Consider the following 13,420-nt stretch of genomic DNA (forward strand, 5'->3'; position numbering starts at 1 on the left):
AGCTAATGATGGAAATAGGAGGGAGCCATGAGAACAGTAACATTAGGAAAAACCGGTATTACCGTAAACCGCAATGGCTTTGGAGCGCTGCCGGTGCAGCGCGTGTCGAAGGAGGAGAGCACTCGTATTCTGCGAAAGGCTTATGAGCATGGGATTCGCTTTTTTGACACGGCCAGAGCCTACAGCGACAGTGAGGAAAAGATAGGGCTGGCGCTCAGCGATGTACGGGAGCAGATCATCATTGCCAGCAAAACGATGGCGACTACGCCGGAAGGGTTTTGGCAGGATCTGCAGACAAGTCTCTCGCTGCTGAAAACAGACTATCTGGATATTTATCAGTTCCACAATCCTGCGTTTTGCCCAAAGCCCGGGGATGGAAGCGGTCTGTATGAGGCCATGCAGGAGGCCGTGGCGCAGGGGAAGGTGCGTCACATCGGCATTACGAATCACCGGCTGGCCGTCGCGCAGGAGGCCATAGATTCCGGTCTGTATGAAACGCTGCAGTTTCCGTTTAGTTATCTGGCCAGTGAAAAAGAAGAAGCACTGGTGAGGGCCTGTGCGGAGAAAAATATTGGCTTCATCTGCATGAAGGCGCTGTCCGGCGGACTGATTACGCGTTCCGATGCTGCATATGCGTATCTAGCGCAGTTTGAAAATACGCTGCCCATCTGGGGCATCCAGCGCGAGCGCGAACTGGACGAATTTTTGTCGTATCAGGCAAGCGAGCCGCAGCTCACGGAGGAGATCCGGGCTCTGATCGAAAAGGACAGAGCAGAGCTTGCCGGCGATTTTTGCCGCGGGTGCGGCTATTGTATGCCTTGCCCTGCCGGGATTGAGATCAATACCTGCGCGAGGATGTCGCTGCTGCTGCGCCGCTCGCCGGCGGCCGGGTGGCTTACCGAGCGGGGGCAGGCGATGATGGCTAAGATTAAGGATTGCCTGCACTGCGGACAGTGTCAGTCAAAATGTCCGTATGGGCTGAATACGCCGGAGCTTTTGCGGAAAAACTACGAGGATTATAAGACGTTTTTGTGATGATCGCAGTAAGTAAATTGAGAAAGCGATATAAAAGAGGTAAGGGGAAGGTCGCTCTAGACCAGTGCTGGAACGTGACCGACATGCAGATATGATATTGGCATGTTGGTATGAATTCAAGTTTTAATGATCACCGACATGCAAAACAGCAAAATGCATGCCGGTGCTATTTTATTTACACAGATGGACAACCTGCAAAACAGTCTATTGCATGTCGGTTTATAGCGCTGTTGAGCAGGCGACCGGCATGCAGAAGAGCTACTTGCATGCTGATCGGTGCAGATTTCAGATCATGACCGGCATGCAAAAAAGTATAAAAAGAGCGGATTCAGAAGTTATCCTTCTTGAATCCACTCGGCAGATACGATTGCAAAGTCAATATGCGTTCCCGCGCCCGTCGGTTCATATAAAATGCCGATCCGCCCGTCCGAGAGCTGGGTCATGCAGCTATATACAAAGTCTCCCTTGCAAAACAGGCGACTATGCGCAAAGGTTTCACCACCATCGAGCGATAGCCGAAGCACGCCGTCTTTCCTTTCTTCCCGGCTGGCCGGGTTCAGAAAAACAACGCGGCCGTCGGCGAGCGTCAGCACCGAAAGCTGGCAGATGGGCTGCGGCAGCTGCGGGTCAAAGCGAAAGTCCGTCCAGGAGGCGCCGCCGTCATGGCTGCAAGCGGTGGCTACGCAGCGGCTATCATCGTGATTGCGCATGAAATATTTGAGCGTGCCGTCGGCCTGCTCGATCAGCTGTGATTCGGTCAGCATCTGCGTTTCGGTAATGCTGCGGTCACAGAGCTGCACACCATTTGCAAAGCGTGTATTATTGGGCGACTCGCCCATGCGCCAGTTTTCGCCGCCGTCATCGCTGTAGATCACGCAGCAGGAAAGCTGCAGAGGCCACACACGGGTTCCATAATAAACAGGGATCAGGATGCGTCCCTGATGCGGCGCATGCTGCTTAACAATCCCAATGCCGGGGCCAGGCCCCAAAAAGCTCATGTAGTCCTTTTTAACCTGATGGTTCAGCGAGCGGGGCGCAGACCAGGTGAGGCCCTCGTCGTCGCTGTGGCAGATCATGAGATAGGCAGTGGGCGCGTCGTTAGGCGGGCGCTGGCCGTTGGCATCCTCGCCGATCGTCTGCGCGCAGTTGCGGATGCCAATGCCGGCCGGTGTGTGGCAGTACAGAAGATAAATGCGGTTTTGCGCGGCCACATAGACCATGACGGGGTCGATGGCCGCAGAGGATTCCAGCTGCTCCGTGCCCTGTTCGGAGACCGCGAGGATGAAATCACCCCAGCTCTCGCCGCCGTCGGTGCTGCGGCGCACGACCTTGTCGATACGGTTGGGATTGTCGGCAGCAGAGCAGTAGCGTGCGTCGGCGCAGGCTACGAGAGTACCGCTTTTGGTAGTGATGATAGAAGGAATCCGGTAATAGTTAGAAGGGCCACCAAGGCCGGGGCCAAAGATAGTTTGCGGCTTAAGCATGATCAGAGCTTAAACTGATTGATGTCAGCCACTGTAAACTGGTCGCCGATGCGGCGCAGCTCGCCCAGCACGCGGTTGATCGCAGCCTCTGACTGATACCAGTTTTCTTTAGTAATATCGTAGCCGGTCACGGGGATCACGGAAAAATCAACGGTGGGAAACGCAGCCTGATAGGACATGAGGCAGCGTCTGGCATGAAAGGCTTTGCAGACAAGCAGCGCCTTGCGCACCGAAATCTGCTTTTCATCCACCAGCTGACGCGCAAAAATGGCATTTTCACGCGTGAAGGAGGATTGATCCTCACCGATAATGGCTTCCTCCGGCACGTCATTTTTGAGCAGGACATCGAGAAAGAAGTCGTGCTCGGTCTGATAGTCTCCGTTATAGATCTTGGCCTTGGTTTTAGGGCCGGGGAATTTGCCGGTCGTGATACTCACGCCGCCGCTGATTAAAATGAGCGGGGCATAATCCTGATGATAGAGCTGAGCCGCTGTCTCCGCCGGCTCCGGATAGGAGCCGCCGGCTACCATAATAATATCCGCTGGCTCCGGGGAATCTGAAACAAAAATAAAATCGCTGATGTCCTGAATAATATGATTCATAGAAACCTCCATTTTATAAAATAGTCTGGTCAAGCCGCGCCGCCTCGCGCAGGATCTGCTGGCTTTTGAGCGGGATCCGTCCCAGGCCGTCAGGCCCCACATTGAGCAGATAATTGATGCCCAGCCTGCGCAGCTTTTGGCGGTTGGCCGCGATGGTTTCGGCGCTCTTCCAGTCCTGATCATGTGCGCAGTAGCCCCAGCTGTGATTCATCGTGGCCGCCGTTTCATAGAGCCCATAGGGAGAGGGCTTGAAGCCATTGATCTCATTCATCGCATTGGCGTCAAACTCCTCCGAATCCGGCAACTGCTCAGGGATCTCGTTATCGCCCAGAGACACATAATCATAAGCGCCGTTGCCCAGCCGGGAATTAATCAAGCATTCTGGCTGATATTTTTTGATCGCATCAAAAAGGCGCTGGCTCTGCTCCTTTTTCAGGGTCATAGGCATATCGAACCAGATCAGGCAGAGCTCGCCGTAACGAGTCAGCAGCTCCTCCACCTGAGGATAAATTTTGTTTTCAAAGCAGATATCATAGTTCTTTTCCTGTTTATCCGGAAAGTCCCAGCTGTTTTCCCATGTTACGCCCTGGGCGTAAGCAGGATCCGATAAATAGCCGCCGCCATGTCGTTCATGCCAGTCCAGATCCTGAGAATAGTAGAGCCCCATCCGGAGGCCATGCTTATAGCAGGCCTCTCCGATCTCCGCAACTACATCGCGCCCAAAAGGTGTGGCATCCACGACGTTGTAGCGATCTACTTTAGAACGGAACATAGCAAAGCCATCATGATGCTTGCTGGTGACCACAAAGTATTTCATGCCGCATTCTTTGGCTAGCCGCACCCATTCCTCGGCATCAAAATAAACGGGATTAAAGGCAGCGGCCAGACGGCCGTAATCCTCATTGGGAATTGCCAGATTTGCCTGAATCCATTCGGCATAGCAGCCGCTGAAATGGCCGCGCCATTCGCCGCCGAGCAGAGAGTAGAGCCCCCAGTGCACCATCATGCCATATTCAGCTGATTTAAACCATTCTTTCATATTCATAGTGATCTTCCTATTCTTTAGAAAATAATGTGGTGTGATTATATCAAAAAAACAGATGATCTACAACCATTTCTCATCTGTTTCTTCGAGCTCCTGTTCCTGTTGGCGGACAATTTCCAGCTGCTTAAACAATAAACTAAAACGCTGATTGGCACTGCGGGTGTTTTGCATGGCAAGATGAACAAATTCTCGGATATCGTTGAGCTGTAGCCCTGCTTGCTTCAGATAATGAATGAGCTGCAGCCAGCGATAGTCCTCTTCTCTGAAAATGCGAATCTGTCCTTTAGAACGCTGCACAAAAGGAAGCAATCCCTTTTTATCATAATAGCGCAGCGTTGAAGGGGCAACATTCAGCCGTTTGGCCATTTCCCCAACTGTATAGAGCATATGAACTTCCTTTCCCTAGCAACTTAAACATAAATATCTATAATAAATAAAAAATTTGACTTTATTATCTAATGATAGGGAAGGGTTGTCAAGTCATTCGTCTAAATTTAACGAATGCCGTGCTTTTGAGCATATTCCGTTACAATACGAATCCAATGCGCATGGGTAAAGCCCTTTTGAATATCCGACAGATCTTTACGGTCAACGCCCTCGATGGCGCCGATATAAAACAGATTATCTTTTCCAAGCAGTTCTCCCAATTTGACAAAGCATTCAATTCCTTCACGGATCTGCGGCAGCGTGACCCTGCATTTGAAATCCAAAAGCCGGTCGCCGCCTAAAAGAATATGATCAATCGTAGTTTCCAGTACATTGGCCAGGTCTGCAAGCAGTGCAGTGTCAGGCAAGGTCTCGCCTCGCTCCCATTTGCATACGGCCTGAAAAGAGACGCCGAGCCGTTCTCCTAATTCATTTTGGGTAATGTTTTTGCGTTTGCGCAAAAAAAGAATTTGTTTTCCCACTTTTTCGGGATGGATCATCATCTATATATCCTCCTGCTGATTAAAAGTAAAAGCGCTTTTCTAAGGTCTAGTATACAAGATGCTGAATGAATTACAATAATGGCGCAAATTAGAAAGGAAGGGAAAAATCAAATAGGAGTTAAAATATTTGTTTATGAGACAAGTAGAAAAGCTTCTCTGTATATGGTAAAATGGAAAGTACATATATAAGCGTAGAACTTAGATAAAAGCGTATTTAAGAAGAGGAGTAAAGGCGGCGCCATTTGAAGAATTTATAATTAATAATCGTTTTAATCATCCCATACAGGATTAATAAAACGATTGTTAAATGCTGATAAAATGATGAAAAAGAATATTGGATAGTGAAGTAAAAAGGTAGAACATCTTCTAAAGGAGACTAAAATGAATTACACAAAACTATTTAACAGCCTGCATCCCGGGTTTTTTGAGGAAGAAAACATTCGTACACTGCCTAGGGAGTGGGTCTATACAGAATTGGTTATGGATCTGCGAGGGGAGCTTCCTGATGTGACGCCGGTTTCTGATCTAAACGGAATCACGTTTGACGAGTATCATGGAGAGCTGGCAAGGGTTCAGAATGCGGTTCGCCGGGTGGACGAGGACTGGGTGCAGTACTTTAGAGAAGGTGACCGGTTCTATTGTGCCTTTGAAGGAAAAGAGATTGTTGCTTTCTGCGGCCTCACCGATATGGGGCGGTTTGAAGGCCTGCATATCGGCGGACCGGGCTGTGTCGGCACACTGCCCGAATTTCGCAGGCGGGGCATTGGCCTTGAAATGGTGCGGCTTGCCACGCAGACGCTAAAACAGGATGGATTTGATCTCTCCTGGATTCATTATACCCATCTGGCGGATTGGTACAGCAGGCTTGGCTATCAGCCGGTTCTTCGCTGGAACAGCGGCGGACTGCTCGCTGACAAGTAAATAAAGCGCTTGCAAGTCTTCAGAAAAAGCATTAAAATATAAAACGATAGCAAATTAAAAGAAAGGAAGTGTCATTCATGACCAAAATAGATATTTTTTCTGGCTTTTTAGGAGCCGGAAAAACAACATTGATTAAAAAACTGATTGCAGAGGCCTATCAGGGAGAGAAGCTGGTGCTGATTGAAAATGAGTTTGGTGATATTGCCATTGACGGCGGTTTTTTGCAGGATGCCGGCGTGGAGATCACCGAGATGAACTCCGGCTGTATTTGCTGCAGCTTAGTGGGAGACTTTGCGGAGGCACTTAAAAAGGTGATTACGCAGTATTATCCTGACCGCATTTTGATCGAGCCCTCGGGCGTGGGCAAGCTCAGCGATGTGATCCGGGCAGTGCAAAATCTGCACATGGAGGATATCGTCTTAAACAGCTTTACGACGGTAGCAGATGCGAATAAATGTAAAATGTACATGAAAAATTTCGGGGAGTTCTATAATGATCAGGTGGAGCATGCCAATGCCATTATTTTAAGCCGCACAGACGGACTGGCACAAAATAAGCTGGATGCTTGCCTTAAGCTTTTAAGAGAGCATAACGAGAAGGCAGAGATCATCATTGCTCCGTGGGAGGAGCTGAGCGGCCGGCAGATTTTAGAAGCCATGGAGCATACCAATACGCTCGAGACAGAGCTGCAGGAACTGGCAGAAGAGCATCACCATCACCATCATCATCATGACCATGAGGAGCATGAATGCTGCTGCCACGACCATCATCACCATGATCACGATCATGACCATGAGGAGCACGAATGCTGCTGTCATGACCATCATGAGCACCACCATCACCATCATGCAGATGAGATTTTTACCAGCTGGGGACTGGAAACGGCCCGTAAATTTACGAAAGAAGAGATCGAAGCAGCGCTGGCAGCGTTTTCTGATGAAGCCGCTTATGGGACTGTGCTGCGGGCGAAGGGCATCGTAGCCGGCGCGGACGGAAGCTGGATTCATTTTGACTATGTGCCGGAGGAGACCAATGTGCGCACAGGCTCCGCGGCTGTGATGGGCCGGCTGTGCGTCATCGGCTCAGAGCTAAACGAGCAGGCCATTCAGAAGCTATTTGCATAAAGCACACAGGAGGATCATATGCAGGAGATTCCGGTATATCTTTTTATTGGTTTTTTAGAGGCCGGCAAAACCAGATTCATTCGCGGGACATTAGAAGATCCCCGCTTCAATGAGGGCGAGCGCACGCTTTTGCTTCTTTGCGAGGAGGGGGAGGAGGAGCTGGATCCGGCGCTTCCTTATATGGAAAACATTTTCATCGAGACCATGGAAAATGAGTCCGATTTAACGCCCAAGGTGCTCCAATATCTTGTGAACAAGCACCGGGCCACGCGCGTCATCGTAGAATATAACGGCATGTGGCAGCTTGGCTCGCTGTTCATGAATATGCCCGAGCAGTGGGCTGTCTATCAGGAATTTATGTTTGCAGACGCAGGCACGTTTCTAAGCTACAATGCCAACATGCGGGGGCTCGTAGTGGACAAGCTTGCCAGCTGTGATGTCGTTATTTTCAACCGCTTTACGGACGAGCTGGACAAGATGGATTTTCACAAGCTGGTTCGCGGCGTAAGCCGGCGTGCAAACATTGCTTATGAATTTGAAAACGGCGACGTCGAATATGACGATATCGAAGATCCGCTGCCGTTTGACATCGATGCGCCGGTGATCGAGATCGCCGATGAGGATTATGCGCTGTGGTACCGCGATATCGCGGAGGAGCCTAAAAAATATCAGGGCAAGACGGTAGCGCTGAAGGGGCAGGCGATGACCAATGCGCGCATAGCGCCAAATAACTTCGCGTTTGGCCGCAGGGTGATGACCTGCTGCGAGGCCGACATTCAATTCGCCAGCCTGCTGGCGCAGTGCAGCAAGGAGCAGGCGCCGGAAAACGGCGCATGGTATCAGCTTACATGCAGAATTGACATCAAATTTCATAAGCTGTATGGCCGCAAGGGGCCGGTGCTGACGGTACTGGAAATAGAAAAGGCACAGGCGCCGCAGCAGGAAGTAGCCACATTTTTCTGAAAAGAGAGTAAGCAATGAAAATCGGAATATTTACGGATGCGCATTACAGCTCGCAAACGCTCACCTGCGGAAAGCGCTATAACAGCCGCTCTTTAGAGAAAATTCAAAAAGCAGTTGCCGCCTTTGAGGCCGCAGGCTGCGATTTGATCGTTTGTTTAGGAGATTTAATCGATCGGGAGAGCGATCATACACGTGAGGTTGCAAATCTGCAGGCCGTTTCTCAGGTGCTGCACAGCAGCAAAATACGAACGGTCTGCATCATGGGAAACCATGACGCCTTCGCCTTTACGCCAGAAGAATTTCGGGACGTATCGCAGCTGGAAACGGCGCCTGCCCTTATTTCAGAGGGCTCAAAGCATCTAGTGTTTTTAGATGCCTGTTATTTCAGGACCGGCGTTCATTATGAGCCGGGGGACACGGATTGGACGGATACCTTTTTGCCGGCGGCAGAGCAGCTGCGTGAGTGTTTGCCTGCCCTGCAGGGCGAGGTCTGGGTGCTGATGCATCAAAATATTGATCCATCTGTGCCGCAGGATCACTGCCTGGCGAATGCGCGAAAGGTGCGTCAGATTCTGGAGGAGAGCGGTCGCACGCGCGCTGTATGGCAGGGACATTACCATCCGGGGGCAGCTTCGTGCGTAAACGGGATTGAGTACAGGACGTTTCCGGCGATGTGCGAACGGGAAGAGGATTTTTATTGGATTCAGGAGATTTAAAAGGGCTGTTTGGAGAAGAAACAGCGTAAAATACAAAAGGCAGTTATAAAGGATGTAGGTGAACAGGATGAGAAAGACAAAAATAGTATGTACGCTGGGCCCCGCCTGCTCGGACGCGGATACGCTTGCAAAGATGTGCCGGGCCGGCATGAATGTTGCCAGGCTTAATTTTTCACATGGCACGCATGAGGAGCATGCGGAGCGGATCGCGCTTGTAAAGAAGGTGCGCGGGGAGCTGGGGCTGCCCATTGCGATTATGCTGGATACCAAAGGGCCGGAATACAGAATCAAAACCTTTAAAAACGGCGGTATTCTCCTGCATGAGGGGGATCGCTTTGCGTTTACCGCAGAAGAGATAGAGGGTGATGAAAGCAGGGTGTCCGTTAATTATAAGGATCTGCCGAAGGATCTTGAAACAGGGGATACCATTCTGCTTAACAATGGGCTTATGGCATTTGAGGTGACGGATACGACAGATACAGAGGTAAACTGCGTTGTTACGGTCGGCGGCGAGCTGACCAACCGTAAAAGCATGAGCTTTCCGGGCAAGACCTTAAAGCAGGTGTATCTGAGCGAGCAGGATAAAAGCGACATTCGGTTTGGCGTAGAGCATGATATTGATTTTATTGCCTGTTCCTTTGTTTCCTGCCGGCAGGATATTCTGGATGTGAAAAATTATCTGCAGGAGATTGGGGCATCCGGCATAGATCTGATTGCTAAGATAGAAAATCGCTCCGGAGTTGATCATATCGAGGCAATTTGTGAGGAATGCGACGGCATCATGGTGGCGCGCGGCGATATGGGGGTTGAGATCCCCTATGAGGAGCTGCCTGCCATTCAAAAGGAGATTATTATGAAATGCCGTATGCTGGGAAAACGCGTGATTACGGCCACGGAAATGCTGGAGTCTATGATCCATCATGCGCGGCCTACGCGTGCGGAGATATCGGATGTTGCCAACGCGGTATACGACGGGACCAGCGCTGTCATGCTGTCAGGGGAGACAGCGGCCGGTCAGTATCCGGTGCAGGCGGTGAAAGCGATGGCGCGCATTGCGGAAAGCACGGAGAAGAATATTCATTATGAAAAGCGCTTTCTTTCTTCTGAATTTAAGATAAAAAATACGGTCGATGCGATCTCGCATGCGACCTGCGGCATGGCGATGGATATTGGCGCAAAGGGGATCACGGTGTGCAGTCTGTCAGGCATGACGGTGCGCATGGTGTCGCGCTTTCGCCCGCCGGTTGACATCGTAGGGCTGACCACTAACGAGAAAACATGGCGCAAGCTCGCGCTTTCATGGGGCGTTGTTCCCTGTATGTGCGAAAACTATCCTTCTACCGAGGTGCTTTTCTATAAGGCGCAAAAGGTGACGAAAGAGGTTTTAGGGTTAAGCGAGGGGGATAGAATTGTGATTACCGGCGGCGTGACGAACGGCAAATCCGGCAATACGAACCTGATCAAGGTTGAAAATATATAAGGACTCCTTTGCATGTATCAGCTGTCTTGCAGCAGCCGCTCGTAGGTAAAACGCGCGGCTGCTTTTTTTAGCAGCAAATATGCGGCGAGGGTGCATAAAAGGCCGATGACCAGCAAGATAGGAGCGCTGATGAGGAGAATGCCGGTAAACTGACCGGCGATGAGGAGGATCAGCGGAAAAATCAGGAAAATAGCCCATTGCTGTGCATCCTCCATGCTATGGGCCTTGGCAGATACACGGACGATGAGGGTAATTGCAATTAAGGAGATGGCCGGCGAGAGTAAAAGAAGGATGACGAGCCATTGAAGGCCCGGAATCAAAAAGCTCTGAAAGAAGATAGAAGCTTCGGTTTCTAAAACCAAAAGCATGACAAAGAAGGAGATCAGGGAGACGCTCATACTGAGAATAAAAGAGGCGGCTACCTTGCTGCGGAAGATCTGTTCCAATGACAAAGGGCTATAGAGCAGCGTTTCAAGCGTGCGCTTTTCCTTTTCACCGACAAAGGAGCTGGCAGCTGTGATTGAGGCGGCCATGATCGGAATCAACAGAAAGAAAACAGGCATAAGATAGTTAAATAGCAGATGCAGCAGCGTAAGTGGAAGCTCCTGCGGCCGGCCAGAGGCCGGAAGCAGCTTAAGGAGCGGCTCAAGATCTCCTAAGTCGTCCGGAGACAGATGAATGGCCAGTACAAAGATGGTGGGAACAACGAGGGTGAGGAGGATGGGGACGATGAAAAGGGAAATATAGAGCCTTTTATTTAAGGTAACGCTTTTCAAATCCTTTTTGATGATGGCCAGCATTTCAGTCTTCATGTGATTCTTCTCCTTTTTTAGGGGTAAGTGCAAAATATAGATCTTCTAAAGACGGCAGATGAGCAGAAACATGATAGATGCAGCCGTCTTTTTCGATGATTTGGCGGACCAGCTGCGGGATTTCCTGTTCTGATTTGACCTTGGTTTCAAAGGTAAGAGAATCAAGCTGACAGCAGGGCCTGACGGGAGCTACTGTTGATTTTATGGTTACAGCGATCTCAGAATTGACTTTGCGGCGCAGTTGATCCAAAGTTCCTTCGGCCAGCAGCTGTCCCTCGGCCATCAGTCCATATCGGGTGCAGATTTCCTGCGCATACCGCAGTTGATGGGTACAGAGAAAAATGGTAATGCCCTTTTCCTTGGCCAGATTCTGAATGAGCAGATGAACGGCCTGCGCACTTTCGGGGTCGAGGCCGGAGGTGGGTTCGTCGAGAAACAGAATCTGCGGTTCATGGATCAGGGCGCGAGCGAGAGCGAGGCGCTGGCGCATACCGGTGGAATAGGCGGATAATTTTTGATCTCTCGCATCAGACAGCCCTAATTGGGTTAAGAGAGCATTTGTGCGCTCCGCGCTCTCGGCAGCGCTGCATCCGAACAAAGAGGCATAGAAAATAAGGTTCTGCAGGCCGGTCAGATGGTTGTACATCTGCGCGTGTTCGGTGACGATGCCGGCTAGTCGGTGGACTTTTTCCGGAGCCTGCTGGGGATCGAGACCGAAGACATGGCAGCGGCCCTGTGTGGGGAGAAGCATGCCGTTTAATAGTTTGACGGTGGTGGTTTTCCCGGCGCCGTTCGGACCGAGAAAGCCGAAGATTTCACCGGGAGCAAGGGAGAGTGTGAGTGAGTCGACGGCTTTTTTGCCGCTGTCATAAGTTTTGGATAGGGCTTCGATGGAAATGGCGTTCATAGGGATTCCTCCTTATCGGGCTGTAGCCGGGATAAAATGGTTTGAAAGAGCGGTTCGTTTTGCAGTGAAGCAAAGGCAGGAGCAGTGCTGACAGCTTCGAAGATGCTGCGCCGGATGAGAGCTTCGTCGCGGGGAGGGGCGGAGCCGAGCGGCAGATTTTGCTCGATCCACTGATCTAACAGGTCAAAATAGGAGTTGCCGTGGAGAGTGAAGGGATAGATGCCGGAAAGGGCGAGATCGGCATAGGACTGCAGACAGGCAAGGGCCCTTTGGACGGAGCCCAGCTGCATAAAGCCTTGTGCGGCGGTGATATATACAGTCAGCAGAGAGGCTGGCTGCAGTGTTTCGAGCTGAAAGGCGGAGGCGACGGAGAGAATTTTGTGGTAGCTTTCCTCAAAAATGCGGGCATTTTGCATATGCAGCCGCATATAGGAGGTGAGCAGGTCGATTAGCTCAAGGCAGGACTGATAGATGCCGGACTGCAAAATCATGGAGGCGGCCTGCGGATTCTCCAGCATTTGGTGAGCAGCGGCGAGCAGTGGCTCGGGAGGAAGGTGCAGTGCGTCAAAAGGCTCGAGCAGCGTGAGCACTTCTTCGGGGTGGCGGAGATGGAGGGCGCAGAACGCTTCCATTTTTGTGGCTTGGGCGCGGAGCTCTACATCGGGGCTTTCGTTTTTGATCCGCCGAAAAAGAGTACGGGCTTCTTCTAAGACAGTTTCCGTCTGATGAGGGGCCTCTGCCAACATGCAGTGATTGACATATAGGCTGCCGATTTGAAAGAGAAGGGGAAGACAGGAATAGTATTCCTGAATGAGCTGACGGCAGCGCTGCATGACTTCGTGAAAAGGCTCAGAGGAAAAGGCGTGGGATAAGGCGCGGTGCAGCTGCCGAATCTGAGACATTGTCATCTGAGGCTTGTATCCCATGAGCGTATCGATGCTGATATTAAAAAAGGCGGCCAGCTGCGGGAGCAGGGCGATATCGGGATAGGTGGCTCCGGTTTCCCATTTGGAAACAGTGGCTTTGGAAACGCCGAAATGCTTGGCCAGCGCTTCCTGCGTTAGATGCAGGCGCCGGCGGTTTTCTGCTACTATGCGGCCGAGCTGAATTTGATCCATAGATATATACTTCCTTAAATTGATGGTTTTATTATAGAAGAAAGAGTGAGGGTTTACAAGGGAGCGAAAAGTAACTTTTGGGAAAAAAGTTTCTTAAAAGGAAACATAGATCAAAGTAAAAAATTTTGTTTTGCGAATATGGATACAGGATCTTGTATGTTGAAAATTACATATACAAATTATAGGATAAAGCTATTTTTGTTAAAATTTACAGAAAAAATGATTGTAAAATCGACAAAAATGCTATATACTTTTAAAGCATAATATATCTTGCAATTAGTACA

Annotated in this window: 14 protein-coding genes; 6 read left to right on the plus strand and 8 right to left on the minus strand. The window is 50.4% G+C overall.

All coding sequences use genetic code 11. The annotated features are described in order from the left end of the window. Positions 1 to 27: 27 nt before the first annotated feature. Positions 28 to 1,035 carry an aldo/keto reductase gene (locus HFE64_02195; protein MCI8632279.1) on the plus strand — a complete coding sequence of 336 codons (1,008 nt, stop codon included), beginning with the start codon at positions 28 to 30 and terminating at the stop codon, positions 1,033 to 1,035. 335 nt (positions 1,036 to 1,370) lie between these two features. Here HFE64_02195 and HFE64_02200 read toward each other — a convergent pair whose 3' ends face one another. The 5 genes from HFE64_02200 to HFE64_02220 all read right to left on the minus strand — a co-directional run bounded on the left by HFE64_02200 (position 1,371) and on the right by HFE64_02220 (position 5,095). Continuing rightward, on the minus strand, positions 1,371 to 2,519 hold the full coding sequence (locus HFE64_02200; protein MCI8632280.1) for an exo-alpha-sialidase: 1,149 nt from the start codon (positions 2,517 to 2,519) through the stop codon (positions 1,371 to 1,373). 2 nt (positions 2,520 to 2,521) lie between these two features. Beyond that, the gene (locus HFE64_02205; protein MCI8632281.1) at positions 2,522 to 3,121 is read right to left on the minus strand and encodes a YdcF family protein; all 600 of its coding nucleotides are present in this window, start codon (positions 3,119 to 3,121) and stop codon (positions 2,522 to 2,524) included. A gap of 13 nt (positions 3,122 to 3,134) precedes the next feature. Beyond that, a complete protein-coding gene (locus HFE64_02210) occupies positions 3,135 to 4,166 on the minus strand; it encodes an alpha-L-fucosidase (protein MCI8632282.1) in 1,032 nt (343 codons plus the stop codon). 60 nt (positions 4,167 to 4,226) lie between these two features. Beyond that, positions 4,227 to 4,553 carry a MerR family transcriptional regulator gene (locus tag HFE64_02215; protein MCI8632283.1) on the minus strand — a complete coding sequence of 109 codons (327 nt, stop codon included), beginning with the start codon at positions 4,551 to 4,553 and terminating at the stop codon, positions 4,227 to 4,229. Positions 4,554 to 4,660: 107 nt separating this feature from the next. Then, positions 4,661 to 5,095, minus strand: a complete 435-nt coding sequence (locus HFE64_02220; protein MCI8632284.1) for a helix-turn-helix transcriptional regulator — start codon at positions 5,093 to 5,095, stop codon at positions 4,661 to 4,663. A 381-nt stretch (positions 5,096 to 5,476) separates the two neighbouring features. Between HFE64_02220 and HFE64_02225 the strand changes: the two genes are divergently transcribed. The 5 genes from HFE64_02225 to pyk all read left to right on the plus strand — a co-directional run bounded on the left by HFE64_02225 (position 5,477) and on the right by pyk (position 10,299). Further along, a complete protein-coding gene (locus HFE64_02225; GenBank protein ID MCI8632285.1) occupies positions 5,477 to 6,016 on the plus strand; it encodes a GNAT family N-acetyltransferase in 540 nt (179 codons plus the stop codon). 77 nt (positions 6,017 to 6,093) lie between these two features. Further along, on the plus strand, positions 6,094 to 7,140 hold the full coding sequence (locus HFE64_02230; GenBank protein MCI8632286.1) for a cobalamin biosynthesis protein CobW: 1,047 nt from the start codon (positions 6,094 to 6,096) through the stop codon (positions 7,138 to 7,140). Between the two features lie 18 nt (positions 7,141 to 7,158). Beyond that, positions 7,159 to 8,103 carry a GTPase gene (locus tag HFE64_02235; protein ID MCI8632287.1) on the plus strand — a complete coding sequence of 315 codons (945 nt, stop codon included), beginning with the start codon at positions 7,159 to 7,161 and terminating at the stop codon, positions 8,101 to 8,103. A gap of 14 nt (positions 8,104 to 8,117) precedes the next feature. Further along, on the plus strand, positions 8,118 to 8,819 hold the full coding sequence (locus HFE64_02240; protein MCI8632288.1) for a hypothetical protein: 702 nt from the start codon (positions 8,118 to 8,120) through the stop codon (positions 8,817 to 8,819). A 67-nt stretch (positions 8,820 to 8,886) separates the two neighbouring features. Beyond that, positions 8,887 to 10,299 carry a pyruvate kinase gene (gene pyk / locus HFE64_02245; protein ID MCI8632289.1) on the plus strand — a complete coding sequence of 471 codons (1,413 nt, stop codon included), beginning with the start codon at positions 8,887 to 8,889 and terminating at the stop codon, positions 10,297 to 10,299. A 17-nt stretch (positions 10,300 to 10,316) separates the two neighbouring features. On the opposite strand, the gene HFE64_02250 is transcribed toward pyk, so the two are convergent. From HFE64_02250 to HFE64_02260, 3 genes are read right to left on the minus strand one after another with little or no spacing between them, the layout of a single operon-like run. Further along, the gene (locus HFE64_02250; GenBank protein MCI8632290.1) at positions 10,317 to 11,111 is read right to left on the minus strand and encodes an ABC transporter permease; all 795 of its coding nucleotides are present in this window, start codon (positions 11,109 to 11,111) and stop codon (positions 10,317 to 10,319) included. After that, on the minus strand, positions 11,101 to 12,018 hold the full coding sequence (locus tag HFE64_02255) for an ABC transporter ATP-binding protein (protein ID MCI8632291.1): 918 nt from the start codon (positions 12,016 to 12,018) through the stop codon (positions 11,101 to 11,103). The genes HFE64_02250 and HFE64_02255 overlap by 11 nt, the downstream gene beginning before the upstream one ends. Next, on the minus strand, positions 12,015 to 13,136 hold the full coding sequence (locus tag HFE64_02260) for a helix-turn-helix transcriptional regulator (protein MCI8632292.1): 1,122 nt from the start codon (positions 13,134 to 13,136) through the stop codon (positions 12,015 to 12,017). Before HFE64_02260 ends, HFE64_02255 begins: the two co-directional genes overlap by 4 nt. Positions 13,137 to 13,420 lie beyond the last annotated feature (284 nt).

This window comes from Lachnospiraceae bacterium, assembly GCA_022794035.1.
Taxonomy (GTDB): Bacteria; Bacillota; Clostridia; order Lachnospirales; family Bianqueaceae; genus CALWPV01.

What these genes read in the sequence shown, in the direction of transcription:
- HFE64_02235 (MCI8632287.1), top strand. Translation starts at nt 7,159, where the DNA reads ATGCAGGAGATTCCGGTATATCTTTTTATTGGTTTTTTAGAGGCCGGC.
- HFE64_02200 (MCI8632280.1), bottom strand. Translation starts at nt 2,519, where the DNA reads ATGCTTAAGCCGCAAACTATCTTTGGCCCCGGCCTTGGTGGCCCTTCT.
- HFE64_02195 (MCI8632279.1), top strand. Translation starts at nt 28, where the DNA reads ATGAGAACAGTAACATTAGGAAAAACCGGTATTACCGTAAACCGCAAT.
- HFE64_02220 (MCI8632284.1), bottom strand. Translation starts at nt 5,095, where the DNA reads ATGATGATCCATCCCGAAAAAGTGGGAAAACAAATTCTTTTTTTGCGC.
- HFE64_02260 (MCI8632292.1), bottom strand. Translation starts at nt 13,136, where the DNA reads ATGGATCAAATTCAGCTCGGCCGCATAGTAGCAGAAAACCGCCGGCGC.
- HFE64_02230 (MCI8632286.1), top strand. Translation starts at nt 6,094, where the DNA reads ATGACCAAAATAGATATTTTTTCTGGCTTTTTAGGAGCCGGAAAAACA.
- HFE64_02240 (MCI8632288.1), top strand. Translation starts at nt 8,118, where the DNA reads ATGAAAATCGGAATATTTACGGATGCGCATTACAGCTCGCAAACGCTC.
- HFE64_02255 (MCI8632291.1), bottom strand. Translation starts at nt 12,018, where the DNA reads ATGAACGCCATTTCCATCGAAGCCCTATCCAAAACTTATGACAGCGGC.
- HFE64_02250 (MCI8632290.1), bottom strand. Translation starts at nt 11,111, where the DNA reads ATGAAGACTGAAATGCTGGCCATCATCAAAAAGGATTTGAAAAGCGTT.
- HFE64_02210 (MCI8632282.1), bottom strand. Translation starts at nt 4,166, where the DNA reads ATGAATATGAAAGAATGGTTTAAATCAGCTGAATATGGCATGATGGTG.
- HFE64_02225 (MCI8632285.1), top strand. Translation starts at nt 5,477, where the DNA reads ATGAATTACACAAAACTATTTAACAGCCTGCATCCCGGGTTTTTTGAG.
- HFE64_02205 (MCI8632281.1), bottom strand. Translation starts at nt 3,121, where the DNA reads ATGAATCATATTATTCAGGACATCAGCGATTTTATTTTTGTTTCAGAT.
- pyk (MCI8632289.1), top strand. Translation starts at nt 8,887, where the DNA reads ATGAGAAAGACAAAAATAGTATGTACGCTGGGCCCCGCCTGCTCGGAC.
- HFE64_02215 (MCI8632283.1), bottom strand. Translation starts at nt 4,553, where the DNA reads ATGCTCTATACAGTTGGGGAAATGGCCAAACGGCTGAATGTTGCCCCT.